At 54.6% G+C, this 19,448-nt stretch carries 21 protein-coding genes and 1 riboswitch; of the genes, 4 read left to right on the forward strand and 17 right to left on the reverse strand.

The annotated features are described in order from the left end of the window. Positions 1–153 precede the first annotated feature (153 nt). Positions 154–930, reverse strand: coding sequence for a hypothetical protein (locus LKH74_RS06680; RefSeq protein WP_287788783.1), 777 nt, complete (start codon positions 928–930; stop codon positions 154–156). A 448-nt stretch (positions 931–1,378) separates the two neighbouring features. On the opposite strand from LKH74_RS06680, the gene LKH74_RS06685 reads away from it, so the two are divergent. After that, positions 1,379–2,551: an iron-containing alcohol dehydrogenase gene (locus LKH74_RS06685; protein WP_135368376.1), complete on the forward strand. Its 1,173-nt coding sequence runs from the start codon at positions 1,379–1,381 to the stop codon at positions 2,549–2,551. Positions 2,552–2,844: 293 nt separating this feature from the next. Here the strand turns inward: LKH74_RS06685 and LKH74_RS06690 are convergent, their stop codons facing one another. After that, complete coding sequence (locus LKH74_RS06690) at positions 2,845–3,474, reverse strand: GyrI-like domain-containing protein (RefSeq protein ID WP_287788785.1); 630 nt, start codon at positions 3,472–3,474, stop codon at positions 2,845–2,847. Positions 3,475–3,488: 14 nt separating this feature from the next. Further along, a complete protein-coding gene (locus LKH74_RS06695) occupies positions 3,489–3,959 on the reverse strand; it encodes a GyrI-like domain-containing protein (protein WP_287788787.1) in 471 nt (156 codons plus the stop codon). Positions 3,960–4,040: 81 nt separating this feature from the next. On the opposite strand from LKH74_RS06695, the gene LKH74_RS06700 reads away from it, so the two are divergent. Continuing rightward, positions 4,041–5,000: a helix-turn-helix transcriptional regulator gene (locus LKH74_RS06700; protein ID WP_287788789.1), complete on the forward strand. Its 960-nt coding sequence runs from the start codon at positions 4,041–4,043 to the stop codon at positions 4,998–5,000. A 117-nt stretch (positions 5,001–5,117) separates the two neighbouring features. On the opposite strand, the gene LKH74_RS06705 is transcribed toward LKH74_RS06700, so the two are convergent. The 5 genes from LKH74_RS06705 to LKH74_RS06725 form a co-directional block, all read right to left on the reverse strand. After that, positions 5,118–5,312, reverse strand: a complete 195-nt coding sequence (locus LKH74_RS06705; protein WP_287788791.1) for a DUF6440 family protein — start codon at positions 5,310–5,312, stop codon at positions 5,118–5,120. Positions 5,313–5,369: 57 nt separating this feature from the next. Next, the gene (locus tag LKH74_RS06710; RefSeq protein WP_287788792.1) at positions 5,370–6,041 is read right to left on the reverse strand and encodes an ABC transporter ATP-binding protein; all 672 of its coding nucleotides are present in this window, start codon (positions 6,039–6,041) and stop codon (positions 5,370–5,372) included. Between the two features lie 3 nt (positions 6,042–6,044). Continuing rightward, complete coding sequence (locus tag LKH74_RS06715) at positions 6,045–7,106, reverse strand: ABC transporter permease (RefSeq protein ID WP_287788793.1); 1,062 nt, start codon at positions 7,104–7,106, stop codon at positions 6,045–6,047. A gap of 2 nt (positions 7,107–7,108) precedes the next feature. Continuing rightward, positions 7,109–7,624 (reverse strand): TetR/AcrR family transcriptional regulator, encoded by a 516-nt coding sequence (locus LKH74_RS06720; protein WP_287788794.1) that lies wholly within the window; start codon positions 7,622–7,624, stop codon positions 7,109–7,111. A gap of 201 nt (positions 7,625–7,825) precedes the next feature. Beyond that, positions 7,826–9,010, reverse strand: coding sequence for an MFS transporter (locus LKH74_RS06725; protein ID WP_287788795.1), 1,185 nt, complete (start codon positions 9,008–9,010; stop codon positions 7,826–7,828). Positions 9,011–9,129: 119 nt separating this feature from the next. Here LKH74_RS06725 and LKH74_RS06730 point away from each other — a divergent pair, with 119 nt between their 5' ends. After that, entirely contained in the window at positions 9,130–9,594 is a 465-nt protein-coding gene (locus tag LKH74_RS06730) for a hypothetical protein (RefSeq protein ID WP_287788797.1), read from the forward strand. Positions 9,595–9,776: 182 nt separating this feature from the next. Here LKH74_RS06730 and thiW read toward each other — a convergent pair whose 3' ends face one another. Beyond that, positions 9,777–10,265: an energy coupling factor transporter S component ThiW gene (gene thiW / locus LKH74_RS06735; RefSeq protein WP_135368393.1), complete on the reverse strand. Its 489-nt coding sequence runs from the start codon at positions 10,263–10,265 to the stop codon at positions 9,777–9,779. 91 nt (positions 10,266–10,356) lie between these two features. Beyond that, positions 10,357–10,456, reverse strand: a riboswitch (TPP riboswitch). Positions 10,457–10,587: 131 nt separating this feature from the next. On the opposite strand from thiW, the gene LKH74_RS06740 reads away from it, so the two are divergent. After that, positions 10,588–11,397 (forward strand): hypothetical protein, encoded by an 810-nt coding sequence (locus tag LKH74_RS06740; RefSeq protein ID WP_287788799.1) that lies wholly within the window; start codon positions 10,588–10,590, stop codon positions 11,395–11,397. A 419-nt stretch (positions 11,398–11,816) separates the two neighbouring features. Here the strand turns inward: LKH74_RS06740 and LKH74_RS06745 are convergent, their stop codons facing one another. From LKH74_RS06745 to sufD, 8 genes are all read right to left on the reverse strand, one after another. After that, positions 11,817–12,470 (reverse strand): response regulator, encoded by a 654-nt coding sequence (locus LKH74_RS06745; protein WP_135368366.1) that lies wholly within the window; start codon positions 12,468–12,470, stop codon positions 11,817–11,819. Further along, complete coding sequence (locus LKH74_RS06750) at positions 12,463–13,512, reverse strand: sensor histidine kinase (protein ID WP_287788800.1); 1,050 nt, start codon at positions 13,510–13,512, stop codon at positions 12,463–12,465. The genes LKH74_RS06745 and LKH74_RS06750 overlap by 8 nt, the downstream gene beginning before the upstream one ends. Before the next feature lie 304 nt (positions 13,513–13,816). Beyond that, positions 13,817–14,710, reverse strand: a complete 894-nt coding sequence (locus tag LKH74_RS06755; RefSeq protein ID WP_135368363.1) for a helix-turn-helix domain-containing protein — start codon at positions 14,708–14,710, stop codon at positions 13,817–13,819. 11 nt (positions 14,711–14,721) lie between these two features. Beyond that, positions 14,722–15,051, reverse strand: coding sequence for a metal-sulfur cluster assembly factor (locus tag LKH74_RS06760; protein ID WP_135368362.1), 330 nt, complete (start codon positions 15,049–15,051; stop codon positions 14,722–14,724). A gap of 31 nt (positions 15,052–15,082) precedes the next feature. Continuing rightward, positions 15,083–16,489: a Fe-S cluster assembly protein SufB gene (gene sufB / locus LKH74_RS06765; RefSeq protein WP_135368361.1), complete on the reverse strand. Its 1,407-nt coding sequence runs from the start codon at positions 16,487–16,489 to the stop codon at positions 15,083–15,085. After that, positions 16,489–16,953, reverse strand: coding sequence for a Fe-S cluster assembly sulfur transfer protein SufU (gene sufU, locus LKH74_RS06770; protein ID WP_135368360.1), 465 nt, complete (start codon positions 16,951–16,953; stop codon positions 16,489–16,491). Before sufU ends, sufB begins: the two co-directional genes overlap by 1 nt. Further along, positions 16,931–18,178 (reverse strand): cysteine desulfurase, encoded by a 1,248-nt coding sequence (locus LKH74_RS06775; RefSeq protein WP_287788803.1) that lies wholly within the window; start codon positions 18,176–18,178, stop codon positions 16,931–16,933. The genes sufU and LKH74_RS06775 overlap by 23 nt, the downstream gene beginning before the upstream one ends. After that, complete coding sequence (sufD, locus tag LKH74_RS06780) at positions 18,168–19,439, reverse strand: Fe-S cluster assembly protein SufD (protein ID WP_434737654.1); 1,272 nt, start codon at positions 19,437–19,439, stop codon at positions 18,168–18,170. The genes LKH74_RS06775 and sufD overlap by 11 nt, the downstream gene beginning before the upstream one ends. Positions 19,440–19,448: the final 9 nt, after the last annotated feature.

Raw genomic sequence — 19,448 nt, forward strand, 5'->3', positions numbered from 1 at the left:
ACCTTTACCTAGCTGAAACGTGCGCCAAACGGCAGCCGGTGCCGCTTAAACCCGACAACCCAACAATCCCAGCCCGGGATTATTCGGTTAGCAGCCTTAATGCTCGCCGGCTAATCGCCTTTTGGCTCACCCTCATCTGCCTATTCTACTGAATTACTGCATCCAAACTTCGTTGACTAAATCGCCATCGTAGGAATTACCATCGGTCAAGACAATATCATCATCGTACGACGTGTAGCCGTAGTAGGCCTCGTGCTCGCCATTGCTCCAGGTCACGTCGATCTCAACGTTGGCGTCGATGGTCTTGGTATCGTTGGTGCCGGTCGTCACGTCATAGGACAGCACGCCGGTCGCGCTGGAGTTCTTGATGGTCGCCGTTCCGTGGAAGGCTGAACCGTCATTGTTATTTTGAACCACGGTCCCATCCCCGTGAATCGTCAGGGTCTCTTGTTGCCGGTCGCCGTCGTCATCGTTGTAGAAGTAATAGTCGCCGGTGTACTTGCTGTAACCATCAAAGCTATGATTCGTGGTCGGCGTCGTGGTGGTCGTGCCCCCGCTAGCCTGGCTGGTCGTGCCACTGGTTCCCGTGGTCTTGCCCTGGTTTTTCTTCAGCAAAAACTTATCATTACTCTTCTGTAAGCTGAAAAATTCCGTCTTGAGCGCGCCAAAGCCCTTTTTGTTCAAATCGGTCAGGTTGATCGTACTCAATTTTTGATTAGACTTTTTATATTTGCCGTCAGCGTTCAGTTCCTGTGCGGCCTTGATGATCGACTCGTCCTTAGCCGTTTTGCCGCTGGTCTTCTTGCTCGATTGCGCCTGTTTGAGGGCATCCTTGACCTGATGGCCACTCAAACTCGATGAACAACCCGCCAGACCGCTGGCCGCCAATCCGACTGCCAGTAAGGTCAGCCAGTGTGTATGCGTCATCATTTAACTCCGCCTCCATTTAAAAGATTACTATGTATCCTAAGGTCAAGTTTACGGCAACTAGTCAACAACTACAACGGCTAGCAACCAATATAACTAAATAAATAAACAGTTTTACCCCAACGTCATTTGGTGTCGTTGCGCAAAATTGCAGCAGGGGGTTCACGACCGGCTGAAACCTCCTGGCCCACCCGCTGACCGGGTAAAATCACACTTAAATGAGAACAATTTGTTTAGCCTTTCATTAACCCGACAGCCAATTTGTAAGCGCTAAATTAATTTTCTTTTAACCCAGCGAATGCTATCAGAATAGCGATACCGCCTGGTTTTATCGCCCAACTAACCAACTCTTTTTCGAAACCAGTTGCAAACTGTAAATTTTTTAGTTATAATTGCTTTGTGAAATTGGTACCAATGATTTTCAAAACTTCCGAAAGAAGGCATTTGTATAATGGCTGAACGTAGTTATGATTTTCTTATGCCCAGCGTCAACTTTTTTGGCCCTGGCGTAATTAGCAAGATTGGTGACCGTGCGAAGATGTTAGGGATGAAGAAGCCCGTCATCGTAACGGATAAGTTCCTTGAAGGAATGAAAGACGGTGCGGTTGAACAAACGCTCGACTCCTTAAAGGCTGCTGGTGTTGACTACGTTGTCTACAACAACGTTGAACCGAACCCTAAGATTCGGAACATCAAAGAAGTTAAGAAACTTTACGAAGAATCAGGCGCCGACTCCATCATCACTGTTGGTGGGGGCTCTGCTCATGATACTGGTAAAGGTGCCGGCATTATCCTGACGAACGGTGACGACATCACCAAATTAGCCGGGATTGAAACGCTGGACAAGGCTTTGCCACCATTGATTGCCGTTAACACAACTGCTGGGACGGGTTCAGAATTAACTCGCCACGCCGTTATCACGAACGAAGAAACTCACTTGAAGTTCGTGGTCGTTTCATGGCGGAACATTCCGCTGGTTTCCTTCAACGACCCAACCTTGATGTTGGACGTGCCGAAGGGCTTAACGGCCGCAACTGGGATGGATGCCTTCGTTCAATCCGTTGAACCATACGTTTCCGTTGACCACAACCCGATCACCGACTCACAATGTATCGAAGCCATCAAGTTGATTGAAACTTCCTTACGTGAAGCCGTTGCCAATGGGCACAACCTGGAAGCGCGGACCAAGATGGTCGAAGCTGAAATGTTAGCCGGGATGGCCTTCAACAACGCCAACTTAGGTTACGTTCACGCCATGGCTCACCAATTGGGTGGTCAATACGATGCCCCTCATGGTGTTTGCTGTGCTTTGCTGTTGCCTTACGTTGAAGAATACAACATCATCGCTTGCCCAGAACGCTTCGCTGAATTAGCTAAGATCATGGGTGAAAACACCGATGGCTTGTCTACGCGTGACGCTGCTGAATTGTCCATCAAGGCCATGAAGCAATTGTCCGAAGACGTTGGTATTCCACACTCCATCAAGGAAATCGGTGCTAAGCCAGAAGACTTCGAACTGATGGCCGAAAACGCCTTGAAGGATGGGAACGCCTTCTCCAACCCACGTAAGGGGACTAAGGAAGACATCATCAAGATCTTCCAAGCTGCTTACGACGCAAAATAACGACAACTTGCGCGACGATTGCGGCCAGTCCCGTAACCACTCGCGATACTCCTTGCAAACACAAGGGTTGGGGTTAACCGCCCAACCGTAAAATCAACGACTCACTGGTTACCCCCTTTGAGTCGTCACCCAAAACAAGATTGATTGCGTATGACAAACATCCCCCTGGGCCGCGGCTCGGGGGGATGTTTTTGTATTCTAGGTAATTGTGGTACTGGCCACCTTACCGTTCGCGCGAGAGGTGTTGGCACTCCAGCGACCGGTTTCACCAATCGCAAGTGTCAGTATGCCGCCTAATCCCGGGGCCGCACCCGGTACCGCAACACCGTCTTGGCCTTCTTTGGTGCGGTACGGCGGGGATCGGTCAGGTAGATTTCGCGGTGCCAGTATTCCCCCATCGTCGGGATCACCTGCAGGTCGTTTTCAGCCACGACCTGTTGGAGCTGGGCAAACGTTTCGGTCTCCGTGGCAAACGGCCCATGATGAATCGCCTGGATGACGGTGCCCTCCGCGTACGTTTCCCACTGAAGGTCCGCGAAATACGGATTGGTCTTCTTGGCCAACACCTGGTCGCGCGCCGCTTCAAAGTCCGCGGCGGTCAGGCGGTCCGGTTGGCGCAACATGATCTTGTATTTGAGCGCCGCCTTGTTGAGTGTGGCTCCACGCGAGCCGTCCGTCGTGGTCCAAACGCCCTCCAACGGGTACACGGTGTATTCGTAAGGGTCACCCAGTTCGCCGCGTTTTAGCGCCATTCGCAGTTGATAGGCCACGGGATACAGAGCCGCCACGTGCTCGCCAAAGGCCGGTTGATTGGGATCACCGGCCCCTGTGAGCGTGATGAAATTCAACTGGGGCAACGTTAAGCGCGTAGGAGACTTAGGCAAATACCACCCTTTTTCTGCTCGCCGCCATTCGTGTTTCATGAGTGTTTGCCCCCTTACTTCGCTACCAGTGGCACCAGCATTTCGCCGTGCACGCCAGTCTCATCGCTACCGGTCACGTAAGACGTATTGGGGCCACCGACGTAGGCGTAGTCGGTCAGCTGCGGCAAGATTTCACCAAAGGCCGGGCCCTCCAGCGTGTTGTACAGCCCCATTTGGTCCGCAGCGCTCCCGGTGATCACTAGGTACTTGCCGGCCGGAAAATTGATCAGCCGTTGCCCATCAGCCGGCGTCGTGTCTGATGCGACCTCGCGTCCGGCGTAGTAGTGAAATTCCCCGTTGATGGCTTCGTTGACGGCAAAGGGATAGTCGTTGAGCCCGTCCAACTGGGCCAGCGCGTTTTCGGCGTTGATGCGTTGCCAGAAGTCCGTCTTCTGTTGCCCCATCGCGGGAAAGTCGCCGGTCAGAATCGTGCCAATGCCCAGGACCGTGAATGCGGGTTTCGTTTCAATCGTGTAATTTGCCATGTGTGATGGCCTCCTTTAAGTTGATGGCCCTAGTATAGGGTATAATGATGTCAAAAACTGACACTATTTAGGAGGGGTTCCATGAATAAAACGGCCCGGGTCAACACCATGATGCGCTATATCAATAACCGACAATTCTTTACGATTCGCGAACTAATGACCCACTTTCACGTCTCGCGCAGTACAGTCATCCGCGACCTCAATAACATTCAGGAGCTGGGCATGCCGCTGACCGCCAGCGTGGGGCGCGACGGTGGCTACGCCGTCTTGCAAAATCAACTACTGCCGGCCGTGCAATTCAACAGTGAGGAGCTCAAGGCACTGTTCGTCAGCTTTTTGGCAACACTCAACACCCAGCTGCCCTACCTGCAAAATCGCAAGACGTTAACGGAAAAATTGGTGGCCATCGCCTCCCAGACGCAACAAGACGACCTCTTGACGCTCCAGGAACTCCTGGTCTTCAGCCATACGAATCCCGCCAACACGCGCTTGACGGAGCTGACCGACTTTGCGCCGCCGATGTTAAAAACGCTGCTCAACACCTGCCTGACCAGCCGCCAGGTCCAACTCACGACGGCCAGTGCCACCACGACCGTGTGGGTCCGCCACGTTTACAACCGTCAAGAAAATTGGTTCGTCGACGCCTGGGACCTGACGCACCACCGGTTCCAAGAAATTGCCGTGACCGCGATTCAAGCCGTGGCACCGGTCGCGCAGGAACAAACGCTAGACCCCGCCGCCATCACGGCTGCCATTCAGGCCGCCCGACCGCGCCCCAACGTGGTCATCCACCTGCAAGCGGCGGCTATTCAACAGTTCCGCCAACATCCCCACCCAACGGCTCCGCTGCAATTCCTAGACCCCTTCCAGCAAACTGCCCGCCTGGAGTGCGCCCTCGACGTGACCCAACCCCACCAGCTGGCCGACTTCACCCACTGGCTGCTCTACTTAGGCCCGACCGCCACGTTGATCCAGGCGCCGACCGCCTTGAAAACCGTGATTCGCCGGGAATGTCAGGCGCGTTTGGCGCAATTATCTTAAGGCAAAGAGTGGGCTAACAGGCGGTTAACCGGCATTGTGAGGCTGTCAACGAGCAATCCTAACGCCATGAGACGCAAAAAAGCCCGGGATTCTTGTCTCTCCCAGGCCCCAATTGACCTAATTCTCATCCAACACCGCTTGATTCAACAGCGGCTTGCCTTCAGCGTCGACCAGCACCGTCATGCCGGAGCCCAGCGTCGCGTACATGCCTAACAGGTACTGCACGCCGGTCTCCTTGTCCGTGATGACCTGTACCGTTGTGGCGCCTTTGACCTTGGGGGTGTCCACGATGAACCGTTCCGTTTTTGCCAACTGAATCCCTCCCTCGTGATACCCCCAGTTTACCATGCCAGCGAGCAATTCACCGGATCAGGCGACCGTCATTTGGCCGTCCATGATCTGATAGATTCGATCGGCGAAGTCGCGTAACCGCAGATCGTGGGTCACCACGACGATGGCCTTATGGTGTTGCTTGGCGAGATCGTGCAGGAGTTGGCCGACGACGGCCACGCGAGCACTATCTAACGCCGCCGTCGGTTCATCGGCCAAGATGATGTCCGGATTTTGGTACAGCGCGCGGGCAATCGCCACCCGCTGCGTTTGCCCACCGGATAGCTCGGTAGGAAATTGCTGCGTCAACTGCCCGATGCCCAATTGGTCGAGCAAGGCGCTCAGGTCGGCGGCGGACAGGTTGCCCTGTGGCTTCACCCGGTCGACCAATGAGAACTGGTCTTGCACCGTCAAATATGGCACTAGGTTGTAGGCCTGTAAGATGAAGCCGATTTTGTTCAACCGTAAGGCGTCGCGGGCTTTGGTCGTGAGCTGGCCCAACGACTGATCTTGGACCTGTACCTGACCGGTCGTGGGCGTCTGAATCCCGCCGGCAATCGTGAGAAAGGTGCTCTTCCCGGAACCGGATGGGCCCAGCACCAGGCTGACTTCCCCGGCGGTGGCGCTGAAATTAATATCCTCGAGGACCGTCACTTGGTTGGTGGCGTGCCCAAACTGCTTGGTGACGTGGGATAACGTTAATGCTGGCATCATTTAGCCTCCAATCACGCTGACGGGGTCAACGCGCAAAATCAAACGGACGGGAATCAAAGCGCCAATCACACCGGTCAGTAAAATGCCGACCGTCACCCCCGCCAGGAGCGGTAGGTTAAAGCTCATCGGCACCCCGGCCGGTAACGCCAGGACGGTCGCCGCAGTCAGTAGTGCACCGATCACCAGGCCACTGACGACCAGCAACATGGCTTGGCTGATGGTGGTCTTGACCAGGACGCTGGCGGGGATCCCCTGCGCCCGCAACACCGCATAGTTCGGCAACTTTTGCATGGTTAAAATGTACAGGAACACGGCGATAACGACCATGGCAATGACCATCAAAAAGGCAATCATAAAGGTAAAGGTCGTGTTCTGTGCCGAGTAGCCCGGCAATTTATTAATAAACTGTTGGCGCGTCAACGTCTGGACGCCGGCCGTTTTCGGAGCAAAGTGCGCATCGTTAGAGACCACCCCGCTGGCCTTGAAATTGGCGGTCACGTGACTCAAGGTCCGCCACGTCCCCAGTGACCCGTAGATCACCGGCGCCACGCTCAACTTGGCATTGTGGGTGAAACCAACGATAGTGTACTTGCCGGCAGTGGCGTTCAACTGCACCCGGTCGCCCAGGCGATAACCGTTGTCGTGAAAACTGTCATCGACCAAGATCTGCCGGGCCGTCGTCGGCCGCTGACCACTGGTGACCTTGAGGTTGCGGGCCACAAACTGATGGGCTTGCAGGCCAACAAACTGCGCGGACAATTTCGGCTGACCGGCGGCCTTGGCGACAACACCCGTCTGACCAATGTAGGCCTCGTGGTCGGACAACGCCAACTTATCCGTCGTGGCCGTCGTCAATAGCGACTGCGACAGGCTCTCGTTGGCGTCGCTGTTGAGGGCGATTTTGCTGGCTCCCCAGCTACTGATGGCCTGCGTGTTCTGTTGCGCCAGGCCGTATGCCAAGCCGCTCAGCACAAAGACCAGGTAACTGACCAAGACGACCATCCCCACGATGAGGCCATAGCGTAATTTTTCGTGACGAATTTCCCTTAAGGCTAAAAACATGGTTATTCCCCCTTCGCCAGGAGCCGTAACGCCTGCTGGAAACGGGCCAGCTCGGCCGCTTGGGTTTGCGGTCGCAACATCACGGCCTTAATCGTGGCGTGGCTGAGGGTCATGGCCGCCCAATCCGCCGCCGGTAAATCGGTGGGCACGGACCGCGCGGGCAACAGGCTTTCGTTTTCCCCGTAGTGGCGCCGAATCAGCTCGTCATATTGGCTGCCAGTAAAGTGCGTCAAGAAGGCTGTCACTGCCTGGTAGTAGCGCTGCGGGTCAAAGGGTCCTTGGGGGGCGGTGGGCACACCCTGGTGCACGGCAGTCATGGCTGCGCGGTAAAGCGTTTGGTAGGCATCCGTCAGGTCAGCAAAGTATTTATAAAATGCTCCGCGTGCAATGTCTGCAGCGGTAACGATCCGTGCCACCTGGGCATCGGCGAGGCTGTGTGCCGAAAATTCCTGTAGCAAGGCCGCCATCACGCGAGCCTTTTTTTCGGGATTTAAATGATCAAATGTAGCAGTTGGCATGGATTTTCGCTCCTTTTTACGTTAGAAGTGACATCGTGTCACTTTGATTGATGACTGTAGTCTAGCACGCAGGTGACACGGTGTCAACTTTCGGTCAAAAGAAAAGAGCTTGGCAACCATCGCCAAACTCTTGAATTTTCCTTTTAAATGGCCAACCCGTGCGCTAGTCTCGCTCACCGCCCGTTAGGCCACTCACCTGCCTTAATCCGTTGCCAAATGCTTGGGTTCGCCAATGATGAAGTGCCCGGCAATCGCAATCACCAAGAAGACGACCGCCACGCCGCAAACGCCTAGCCAACCGGCATGACTCCAGGCCCAAGTGGCCGACAGGGTGCCGGTAGCCCCACCCAGAAAGTAGCTAAACATGAAGACGGAGTTGTTCCGGCTACTCTGCTTGCGGTTCAGGGATTGGACGATGGCCTGGCAAGAGACCTGGCTAAATTGCGTCCCCAGGTCCAACAAGACGATCCCCACAATCAAGCCGATGAGCCAGTGACCCATCAGCCAAAAGATCACGAAGGCGACCCCGGAAAAGATCATTCCGAGACTGACCGTCAATCGTGGCGAACGTTGGTCGACCATGTTGCCAATCACGGGCGCCGCCAAGACCCCGGCAATGCCCAACAGCCCTAATAGCCCGGCCACGTTACTGCCCAAATGGTATTGCGCGGCCAGATAAAAGGCCAATGTGGACCAGAGCACGTTGGACATGCCAAACATGCAAAAACCATTGATGGCTGCCCCGCGCAAAGGCCGTTGCGTGGCGAATAACTTCGGCAGCGTCTGAATTACCGGCCAATATTTCAGGTCCTGATGTCCCCGTTCGTCATGCGGTAGTTGAAAATGCACGATGATCAGGAAAATCAAATCGATTCCCGCGGCAACCAGGTAGATGTCTTGCCACGGCATGATGCTCCCAAGCAGGCCACTAAACGACCGCGACAGCAAGATCCCGGTCAGCAGCCCACTGAGCACGATGCCCAAGACCTTGCCGCGTTGCAGGCCCGGCGCCAAATATCCGGCGTAGGGGATGATAATCTGTGGAGCCACCGAGGTGATTCCCACCAGCGCCGTCGCCACGGCAAACACCCCGGCATTGGACGCCCAGTGGGCCAACAATAAGGACCCAATCGACAGAATCATCATGAATTGAATCAAATGATAGCGGTCAAAGATGTCACCCAGCGGCACGATCAGCAGTAAGCCAAACGCATATCCCAACTGCGTGACCATCGCCAGCATGCCGACAACCGCCTTGGACAGGTTAAAGTCCGCGGCAATCAGGTTTTCAATCGGCTGGATAAAGTTCAGATTGGCGACGATGACCCCCGTCACCACCGCCATTAGTAAAATGGTTTTCTTGGATAAAGTTGCTTGTTCTTTCACGTCAGAAATCCCTCCTAACAAAAGTTTAGAACTTTTGTTAGGAAATGGCCACCACCATTCGCCGATGGTACCGTTTACGTATGAAATTTGCTATACTAATGCCATCGGAGGGGATTACTTTGCACAAACTACTGACCGGCACCATCCTGACGCTCGGCTTAGCCCTGGGTGTCAGCGGCACGACCACGGCGCAAGCGGCGAAATGGACCATGGGGACGCCCCAGATCATGCGCGGCGTGTGGTACGCCAAACCACGGGTCCAACGAAAGGGCCACGACACGACCGTCACCAACAATGCCATGGTACTGACACCAAAGTGGCTGTACGTCATGTACGATTACGGCAACCATGATTATGGCGGCAATCGCCTGGCCTACCGACGTTCTGGCAAGCAGTACCGTTTGCGGGCCTACGACCGGTTGGACAAGACCTGGTCGTATACCAAATTACAACGGTCGGGTAAACAATTGACGTTGCAAAAATACGGCACCAAGCGCACTGGCAAGCGGTTCACGGCCAAATCGGGTAAGACCTATCAGCTCGAATTTCAAGCCAAGTTCAGCGCCCAGTTGCTTGCCAAATAAGCTTTTCACTTAAGAGCCTGGGGAAACCTCCCAGGCTTTTTGCGTCACCTCTACCTAGCCGAAACGTGCGCCAACAGGCAGCCGGTTCCGCTTAAAACTGCTAACCAAACAATCCAAAACCAGGATTATTCGGTTAGCAGCCTTAATGCTCGCCGGCTAATCGCCTTTTGGCCCATTCTTTTTTACTTCCCCTGTAACTTACGCAACCGCGGCGCAATCACGGTTGGCCACATCGCCTTTAACAACGCGTAGCCCACGATGACGCCGACCAACGCACTCATAAAAAAGCTTGGCAAGAACAGCCAAACGGCGCCGGTCGTGCCCATCAACCAGGCCGCCACCGGATAGGCCACAAAGGCCCCTAAGATGCCGGAACCCACCAGTTCGCCCAGCGCGGCCGCCAACAATTTACCCGTTCGCTGGAACAACCAACCGCTAAGAAACGCGCCAATCATACTGCCGGGAAAGGCCAAGACGGTCCCGGTCCCCATGATATTACGAATCAGCGAGGTCAAAAAGGCCTGAGCCAAGGCCCACCACGGCCCCAGCAAGACACCGGTCACAACATCGATCAAATGCTGGACCGGCGCGACCTTAGCTACCCCAATGGTAAACGAAAAGGCGCTACCGCCAATCACGGCGAGCGCGACCAGCATGGCGGTCAACGTCATCGGATACACTTTCTTTGACACACGACTCACATCCCTACTTAAATTACCAAAAAAGTCCCCCGTTCCCCACGACGACGGTTTTCCTGATCATTCAGTAGACCGACCACTTTCCTACGCGAGTGTTAACTCAACAGGTTCGAAGGGATTGGATTGTCATCCATCTCAGCCCACGGGCACCCCTAGTGTCTTTTTTAGTTGTGCCCAACTATACCGGGTCTGGCCGTCGTTTGCAACACATAATACGCTGCACTGATTCGGGATTAATGCGATTGTTGCGCCGAACTATTTTCGGTCTGGTATACTGAGAAACGGGAGGGATTCGATGCTAAAAAAGATTGTCACCATCACGGCCGCCGCACTGTTGGGCGGTCTCATTTTACCAGCCACGGCGCAGGCCAGTCGCTATACAATGGCCGACCACATCACGTTTCACACCGGTGCCATGTACTACCACAACAAGAATCGGCAGTCGCACGCCATTTGGAACTGGACGCACTCGCGCAAACTACATAATCTTAAAAATTATCCGCACACGACCTGGGTCGTCAAACAAACGGCGCTGTTCATTCACGGCACGCACCGGGCTCGCTACTACTACGTCGTCAGCAAGAATCGGCGGACGGCTGGGTGGGTCTGGCACGGCTTCCTACAGTCTGGCACTTACCGGCGCCAACAACTCACAACTGATGGGTTAACCTTGTCGCCCCAATTGACCAGCGACGATGCCACCACGCTGAATCATTTTATCGTCACTCAGCTCCAAAAGGATGGCTATGACTTCAACAACCACTTGGCCATGATGAATGACTACTACTGGTCCAATCACCTGACGCCGGCCCAAATGCCCTACGCCGCTGTCATCAAGCTGGTCCGTATCAAGGGACTCGACCCCACGTCAATCTCGGATGCCAGCCAAGACAACGTCGCACACCTGGCCAAATTGATTGATCCGAAGCGGGGTGACACGACGTTAGAGACAACGGGAAAGGGGCAGTTGGGCGTTCAGCTGGTCCGGACGATTGAGCAAGCCTTGGTAGCCCATCATGCCAAAACCTATGTCTTAAACATTAAGCTGAGCGGGAATCTGACCGCCGGCACGCCTCATTTACAATATACGTTATATATGAGCTAATTAACAAAATGATGACGACTTTTCGCAGTCGTCATCATTTTTTATTGCTATTATTATGGGCGTTCACGCCAGGATTACCGGTCGATCAAGCCGCTTTTCGCCCAATCGCCACCCCCAGTGACCAATTAGCCCCCAACCAGATTACTAGTTAACGCACCCCACAAACGATTGACAGTCTGGTATACTGAACCAACCAGCTGTTCTCACCCCTGGCGGCTGGCTTGCCTTCCTTACCCAAACGAGCCTGGGACACAACCTCCCAGGCTCGTTCGCGTCACCTTTACTTAGCTGAAACGTGCGCCAAACGGCAGCCGGTGCCACTTAAACCCGACAACCAAACAATCCAAACCCGAGATTATTCGGTTAGCAGCCTTAATGCTCGCTGGCTAATCGCCTTTTGGCCCACTCTCGTCATACCTCTAAAATTCAATCAGCTTATGATGAATCGCATACCGCACCAGATCCACGTGCGAATCCAGTTCCAGCTTGCGCATAATGTTGGCCTTGTGGGCCTCGACCGTCTTGGTGGTGATGTTGAGCTTGGCCGCCACTTCTTTGTTGGAATAGCCTAGCGCCACCAGGGGCATGACCTCGCGCTCGCGTTTCGACAGCGGGCTATGGCCCCACAGGTTAGTCTTATCCACGTCGGTCAAAATGTCCTTGATGTCTGACTTCAGCAAGATGACGTTTTCATCTACGTAATGCCGGCCATTGACGATGGTCGTGATGGCGTTGATGATTTCCGAATCCGGCGAACTCTTCAATACGTAGCCCGCTGCCCCATTCTTGATGGCTTGGTCGACATAGTCTTCTTCACCATGCATCGACAAAATGAGGATCCAAATCTTGGGATACTGGTTGTGAATACGTTTGGTCGTGACCAGACCGCTTTCACCCGGCGGCATGCTCAGATCCATGATGATCATGTCAATGTCGCCGCGACCAGCCCGCACAAACGTGTCGTTGCCGTTAGCCGCCTCAGCCACCACCTGGTAGTCCGGCTGCTGGTCAATGATTTTCTTCAACCCTTCACGCACGATGGCGTGGTCATCCGCTACTAAAACTTTATACATTTTGCAGACTCCCCTTATCCGTACAAACGGGGAACTTGACCTGCACGGTGGTGCCAGCCCCCGGTTGTGAAATTAGCGCAAAGACGCCATTGAGCGCCTTGATACGATCATGCATGTCACTGAGGCCGAGTGAATGGCCGTTGAACTGGGTGTGCTGACTGACATCGAAGCCATCCCCATCATCAATGATCTGCAATGTGATGAAGTGATGGTGCTCGACCAATAAAATCATGATTTCGTGGGCGTTGGCGTGTTTCAGCGCGTTATTGATGGCTTCCTGGGCCACCCGATACATGGCGCTTTGAATCTCACCGGACAATTCTTCGGGCAACGCATTGCCACTCACCGAGATCTGAATCCCGGTGGTCGCCTGCAGCCGGGTGGCCAAGGCGCGCAAGGCCGCAAACAGCCCAAAGTCATCCATTACGGACGGCCGCACGCTCAGCGCCATGTTCTTGACCTCCGCCAAGGTGGCCTGGAGCTGCTTGGTAATGGCCGCCGCCTGGTCGGCTCGCTCGGTCGCGCTCAACGCATCGTTTGCCAGGCAGTTGACCCCGGTCATCGCAAAATACAACCCCTGCGCAATGTTGTCGTGGAGGTCCGCCGAAATCTGATGACGGTCGGCCTCATTGGCCCGCACGATGACGCGATTGATCTCGTCGTGTTGGGCCAACCGCAAGCCCCGATTGACAGAACTACAACTCTTCAAGGTTAAGGAGGTGATGTGCGCCGCGTCGTCCAGCGTTTTATAAAACATCAAATAGCCCGCATCGACCGATTCATCCCCCTCAGCCAATACCGGGACCACCACCTCTTGGGTTTTTTTCGCAATCTCACAGGTTGGGCAATCCGTCACGGGACGTCCTTGCCGGTCCACTGCCGCTTGCGCAATTTCATATAGGTAATGCGGATCAAAATTGAGTTTTGCTTTTAAACACCGCGCCGCCTGATTACACGCTAGCATCTCATCTTCTTGGAACAAAATAATGGCAACGGGGGCATTTTCAAAGTAACGCGTGATCCACTTCTCGTTCTCATTCAAAGCCCATCCTCCTGTCCTATTTCTGGTTAACTCTTTGAAATATATAGACTGCTGTTAATCAACAACAATCATAACCGTTTAGCGGTCAACCTTCCTATCCTTGTAGTATAACATATCGTCAGTAAAGCGGTTACAGTTCTCAAGGATTCTTGTGCTACTGCACACAAAAAGTGGGCGTTTTGTGCGAGCACCCACCTTCTGGTTCGTTATGATTCTTAACTAATTGCTGGCCTTGCCTCACCCAAAAAGCGCGCCGCCAACAGCCAGCACGCTTCCTTGCGGCAATCGCCCACACCCGATTGCCTCACTTATTTTCCGCCATCTGCCGGTTGTACTGGCACTTCAATGCGGCCAGCTTGACCTCGATGACTTCATTTTGATTGATTCGGGTAAAGGCTAACGTCTCATCCATTAGCCGCTGAATCGTGGCCGGTTGTTTGCCCTGGTTGACCGCATTTTGCGTCGCCAGGAACTTCAGCCGGGGTAAGTAATAGGTCACCCGCTCATCGGAACACAGTTGCACACCGGTGTCGATGAGTTGATTGCTCAGCCGATACTTCTCTTGGCCCGCGTAGAATTCGGCGGTAAAGAAAATCAGCGTCAGCATGCGCAAGTAGTATTGATTGGGCTCATCCAGATGGTCGTCCGGGTGGTAAGCCTTGATGTGCTGGTAGACCTTTTCAAAGTAAAACTCGGCCTGCTGCATTTCCTGGTGCCGGGCGTACATGATGCCGGACCCCAAAAATGCCAGCTGGGTAAAAATCGTTTGGTGCCGCTCGTCCAGGTCGTTTAAGATCTGAGCAAAGTCAAAGAGAATCTTGTCGGGTTGCTGATTGACTAACGCGTTCACGCACCCGCGCAGGTAACAGAACTGCATCTTCACGTTGATCTCATCGATTTGGTTGATCTTGATCTTCGCCAAGCGTTTCAACACGTCCTGATAATTTTCCATCATCAGTTCCTTTTCGATGTTGTCCAGGTCGTGGCGCAATTGCACCGCCGTTTCCGCGCTTTCCTGGTAGAGATCATCCACCGTTAATCCCAGCCGCACGCACAGCTTGCTCAAAATCGTTAACGACGGGACACGATTATTATTTTCAAATTTACTGAGCGTCGCCTGCGTGCAGATTCCCGTACACAGCTTGACTTGGGAAATCTTGAGGGCCTTGCGGCGAGCCACAAAGATGCCAATATTCATTTACCTCACCCTTATTCGTGAATACCTAAAGCGACTTTGGCGTAGCGGGTCATCTTGGCCATGTCCCACGCCGGTTCCCAGACCAGGTTGATCTCGCAGTGCTCCACGCCTTCGACGGCCGTGACCACTTGCTTGATGGCCTCGTCCAAGACGTGCGTCAACGGACAACCCATAGTGGTCAGCGTCATGTCGACCCGGCAAGTATCCCCCGTCACCGTTACGTCGTAGATCAGGCCCAGGTTGACCAGATCGATTCCTAATTCGGGGTCGATCACCATTTCCAACGCCTTCATGACCTGGGATTCTGCCGGCGTTAACTGTTTATCTTCATCCAATATCATCCGTTGACCCTCCTCGTTTTCGTGGTCCGGTTTAACCGATGGACCCTTCCATTTCAAAACTGATCAGGCGGTTCAATTCGACCGCGTATTCCATAGGTAATTGCTTGGTAAAGGGTTCCACGAAGCCCATGACGATCATTTCGGTCGCCTTGGCCTCGGAGATCCCGCGACTCATCAGGTAGTACAACTGCTCTTCGGAAATCTTAGAGACCTTGGCCTCGTGTTCCATGGAAACGTTGGCGTTTGAGATCTCGTTGTACGGAATCGTATCCGATGACGACTGGTCATCCATGATGATGGTGTCACATTCAACGTGGGCCTTGGAGCCATCCGAGTGGCGGCCAAAGCGCACCGTCCCGCGGTAGTCCGTGGAGCCCCCGGTCTTCGAGATTGACTTGGACACGATGGTACTCGACGTGTTCTTGGCGTTGTGGATCATCCGTGCGCCGGAGTCTTGGTGGATGTTGTTGCTGGCCACGGCGATCGATAACATGGTCCCGCGCGCGCCTTCACCGTTCAAATAAACGGATGGGTACTTCATCGTGACCTTGGAGCCCAAGTTGCCATCGACCCATTCCATCGTCGCGTTTTCCGCGGCGGCAGCCCGCTTGGTTTCCAGGCTGTACACGTTGTCCGACCAGTTTTGAATCGTGGTGTAGCGGCAGTAGGCGTCCTTTTCGACGTTGACTTCCACCACGGCCGCGTGCAGACTGTCCGACGAGTAATTCGGGGCGGTACAGCCTTCCACGTAATCGACGCGCGCGCCGGGTTCCACGATGATCAAGGTCCGTTCGAACTGCCCAGAGTTTTCCGAGTTCAATCGGAAGTACGACTGGATCGGCGTCTTGGTTTGGACACCCTTGGGCACGTAGATAAATGAGCCGCCGGACCAAACGGCCGCGTTCAAGGCCGCAAACTTATTGTCGGTTGGCTTGACCAGCTTGCCAAACCACTTCTTGAACAGTTCGGGGTATTCCCGCAATGCCGTGTCGGTATCCGTGAAAATGATGCCCAGCTTGGCAAAGTCATCGCGCATGTTGTGGTAGACCACTTCTGATTCGTATTGCGCTGATGAGCCGGCCAGGTATTGCCGTTCGGCTTCCGGAACCCCCAACCGATCGAAGGTCTTCTTCAGGTCGGCCGGCACATCGTTCCAGTCACGGTACTTTTTGTCCGTCATTTTCTGGTAGTACAACATGTCCTTGAGATCCAAGCCGGACAGGTCCGGACCGTATTTGGGCATCGGTAATTTCTTGTAAATTTCGTAGGCGTTGAGCCGGTATTCCAGCATCCACTGGGGTTCGTGCTTGGCCGCGGAGATCTCGCGCACCGTTTGTTCCGTTAAGCCCCGGCCCGTCGAATAGGCGGGTTGAATATCATCGTGGAATCCAAACTCGTAGTCCTTATCTTGGACCACTTCTTCTGGCATCGTTGACATTATGCTTCCTCCTCATCTGTCGGCGTCTCTTCTAACAACGCCCGCTGTAAGGCCCACCAAGCTAGCGTGGCACATTTGATGCGGGCCGGAAAACTCATGATACTGGACAAAATGGCGGCATCCCCCAATTCATCGAGGTCTGCTTGCGGGTGCTTGGTGCCCATCACCATGTCGGAAAAGGTCTTGGCCATCCGCAAGGCGGTCTCCTTGTCCTTGCCCATTACGGCATCGGTCATCATGCTGGCGGAGGATTGACTGATGGTGCAGCCGTCGCCGCTAAAGCCGATGTCTTGAATTTTCTCCTGATCGTCCAACTGAATCGACAGATTGATCACGTCGCCACAGGTGGGATTTTTCAGAGTAATGGTATTGGTACTTGTTGCGAGGTCGTGCTTGTGTCGGGGGTGATCCGCGTGATCCAAGATGACTTCCCGGTACAAACTATTCAGCTTTGACAGCCCCATGATTGAAGAACTCCTTTGTTTCGGCCAGGGCGACTAGTAAGCGATCAGCGTCCTGCTTGGTATTGTAAAGATAAAAGCTGGCGCGGGCCGTCGCAACCAATCCTAAATAAGTCATTAGTGGTTGCGCACAGTGATGCCCGGCGCGCACGGCCACGCCCTCCATGTCTAAGGCGGTCGCAATGTCGTGCGGGTGAATGCCCTTGACGTTAAAGGCAATCACGCCGGTATGTTTGGCGGGATCGTGTGGGCCATAGACTGCTAGGTCCGGATCCGCCACGAGCTTGGGTAATAAGTAATCGACAATCGCTTGTTCGTGAGCGGCGACGTTGGCCATCCCGATGTCACTCAGGTAGTCCACGGCACTCCCTAAGCCCACGGCGCCAGCGATGTTTTGGGTGCCAGCCTCGAACTTATACGGCAGTTGTGCCCAAGTACTGTCCTGTTGGTGCACGAAGTCGATCATTTCGCCCCCAAATTGATACGGTGGCATCTGTTCTAACAACGCGCGTTTGCCGTACAGCGCGCCGATGCCAGTCGGGCCCATCATCTTGTGTCCGGAAAAGGCGTAGAAATCAACGTCTAACGCCTGCACGTCGACCGGGTGATGTGGCACGGCTTGGGCCCCGTCGCCCACGATGATGGCCCCGTGTTGGTGGGCCAATTTGGCCAGGTCTGCCAGGGGATTGAGCGTCCCCAAGACATTGCTGGCATGGGCGATGGCCACGATCTTGGTCTTGTCGGTGATCTTGTCAGCCGCGTCGGCCATGTCAAGTTCACCGTCGGCCGTCAGCCCAATGTACTTGAGCGTGGCGTGTTTTTTGATGGCCAACTGTTGCCAGGGAATCAGGTTACTGTGGTGCTCCATGATGGAGATGACGATCTCATCGCCAGCCTGGATGACCTGCTCGCCATAGGTGCTGGCCACCAGGTTCAGGCCATCCGTGGTCCCCTTGGTGAAGATGACCTCGGCGGATTCGGCCGCGTTGATGAAGTGTTGGACCTTGACCCGAGCGTTCTCATAGTCCTCGGTCGCCCGTTCGGCCAGGGTGTGCACGCCGCGGTGGACGTTGGCGTTGTCCGTCTGGTAGAAATGGATCAGGCTGTCGGTCACCGCCGTGGGCCGTTGTGCCGTGGCGGCGTTATCCAAATAGACCAACTGCTCATCGTTGACCTGTTGATTTAAGATGGGAAAATCTTTGCGAATATCTAAGGTGTTAGCGGCCATTTTCAAGTTTCCTTTCAATGATAGCAATTAACTGTTGGCGAACGGCCTGGGCCGGAATGGCACTGAGCACGGCCCCCAGGAAGCCCCGGATGACCAGGCGTTCGGCCGTTTCGCGTTCCAGGCCCCGACTCATCAGGTAGTAGAGCTGTTGTTCGTCGACCTGTCCGACACTGGCGGCATGACCAGCCATCACGTCGTTTTCATCGATCAACAGGATTGGGTTGGCGTTGCCGTGCGCCTCGCTCGACATCATCAACAGCCGGTTTTCCTGTTCGGCCTCGGACCCCGCGGCCCCGTGAATGATGTCGCCAATCCCGTTGTAGACCAGTTCGGACTGCTCTAAGATGACGCCCCGCTGCAGGATGTTGCCGTTGGTATGCTTGCCGCGGTTGGTGATCTTGGTGTTCACGCCCATCCGTTGATCGTGGTCGGTGATGGCGATGACCTTGGCGTCAGCCTGGGCGCCGTTGCCGTTCAGCTCCGTATCGAAGTTGCCGATCGTGTCGCCTTCGTTCATGAACCCGACGGCCCAATTGACCACGGCATTGTCATCCGCGTAGGCCCGGCGTTCCACGTAAGCCAGCGTCTGCGGTCCCAGCTCATCCAAGGCCGCGATAGTCACGTGACTGTTGGCGTGGGCCACGACTTCCAGCAGGCAATTGGCCAAGTTGGTCTGGTCGCCCACCGTCGTCAAATGCTGGTTGATTGAAAATTCGGCGTTGCGGCCGGCCACGGCCAAGACGTGTGAGACCAGCGGCTGGTCTTGTGTGTTGTCCTGGACCAGTTGCACGTCGACGGGGTCGGTGATCACCACGTTATCCGGAACGTACAAGAAGACCCCGGCGTTCAGGTAAGCCGTGTGGTAGCTGGCCAAACGGTTTTCGTTGGCCTGGATGGCTTTGGTCATGAAGGCCGCTTGGACCAGGTCCGGATACTCGCGGGCCGCCGTGAAGATGTCGGTCAAGATGACGCCTTGTTCTTGTAAACTTTCGGGCAAATTGACCCGCACCGTGGTCTGGCCGACCTGCACGATCTGGCAGTCACTTTCAGCGGTAGCGGCCAGCTCAGTAGCGGACTGTCGCCAAGCCAAGGTGTCAGGCATCATGGCCCAGTCGCGGTAGTTGAAGCGTTGGACCCGCGGCATTGGCAGGTCTGGCATTTGCGCCAAGGCCGCCAAGCGTTTGTGAATCAACCACATGGGCTCATTGTGTTGCTGGGCAGCGGTTTGGATAGCCGTCGCCGTTTGCGATTGCGTTTCCATGGTATCCAT

It is taken from the genome of Levilactobacillus sp. (genome assembly GCF_022646225.1).
GTDB lineage: Bacteria > Bacillota > Bacilli > Lactobacillales > Lactobacillaceae > Levilactobacillus > Levilactobacillus suantsaiihabitans.

Excerpts from the sequence above, each read along its gene's own strand:
- LKH74_RS06695 (WP_287788787.1), bottom strand. The coding sequence starts at position 3,959 with ATGGCAAATTACACGATTGAAACGAAACCCGCATTCACGGTCCTGGGC.
- LKH74_RS06715 (WP_287788793.1), bottom strand. The coding sequence starts at position 7,106 with ATGTTTTTAGCCTTAAGGGAAATTCGTCACGAAAAATTACGCTATGGC.
- LKH74_RS06710 (WP_287788792.1), bottom strand. The coding sequence starts at position 6,041 with ATGCCAGCATTAACGTTATCCCACGTCACCAAGCAGTTTGGGCACGCC.
- sufB (WP_135368361.1), bottom strand. The coding sequence starts at position 16,489 with ATGTCAACGATGCCAGAAGAAGTGGTCCAAGATAAGGACTACGAGTTT.
- LKH74_RS06740 (WP_287788799.1), top strand. The coding sequence starts at position 10,588 with ATGCTAAAAAAGATTGTCACCATCACGGCCGCCGCACTGTTGGGCGGT.
- LKH74_RS06775 (WP_287788803.1), bottom strand. The coding sequence starts at position 18,178 with ATGGCCGCTAACACCTTAGATATTCGCAAAGATTTTCCCATCTTAAAT.
- LKH74_RS06680 (WP_287788783.1), bottom strand. The coding sequence starts at position 930 with ATGATGACGCATACACACTGGCTGACCTTACTGGCAGTCGGATTGGCG.
- LKH74_RS06720 (WP_287788794.1), bottom strand. The coding sequence starts at position 7,624 with ATGCCAACTGCTACATTTGATCATTTAAATCCCGAAAAAAAGGCTCGC.
- thiW (WP_135368393.1), bottom strand. The coding sequence starts at position 10,265 with ATGACGTTGACCGCCATGCTGGTCGCGCTCGCCGTGATTGGCGGTAGC.
- LKH74_RS06700 (WP_287788789.1), top strand. The coding sequence starts at position 4,041 with ATGAATAAAACGGCCCGGGTCAACACCATGATGCGCTATATCAATAAC.
- LKH74_RS06760 (WP_135368362.1), bottom strand. The coding sequence starts at position 15,051 with ATGATATTGGATGAAGATAAACAGTTAACGCCGGCAGAATCCCAGGTC.
- LKH74_RS06685 (WP_135368376.1), top strand. The coding sequence starts at position 1,379 with ATGGCTGAACGTAGTTATGATTTTCTTATGCCCAGCGTCAACTTTTTT.
- sufU (WP_135368360.1), bottom strand. The coding sequence starts at position 16,953 with ATGGGGCTGTCAAAGCTGAATAGTTTGTACCGGGAAGTCATCTTGGAT.
- LKH74_RS06690 (WP_287788785.1), bottom strand. The coding sequence starts at position 3,474 with ATGAAACACGAATGGCGGCGAGCAGAAAAAGGGTGGTATTTGCCTAAG.
- LKH74_RS06745 (WP_135368366.1), bottom strand. The coding sequence starts at position 12,470 with ATGTATAAAGTTTTAGTAGCGGATGACCACGCCATCGTGCGTGAAGGG.
- LKH74_RS06755 (WP_135368363.1), bottom strand. The coding sequence starts at position 14,710 with ATGAATATTGGCATCTTTGTGGCTCGCCGCAAGGCCCTCAAGATTTCC.
- sufD (WP_434737654.1), bottom strand. The coding sequence starts at position 19,439 with ATGGAAACGCAATCGCAAACGGCGACGGCTATCCAAACCGCTGCCCAG.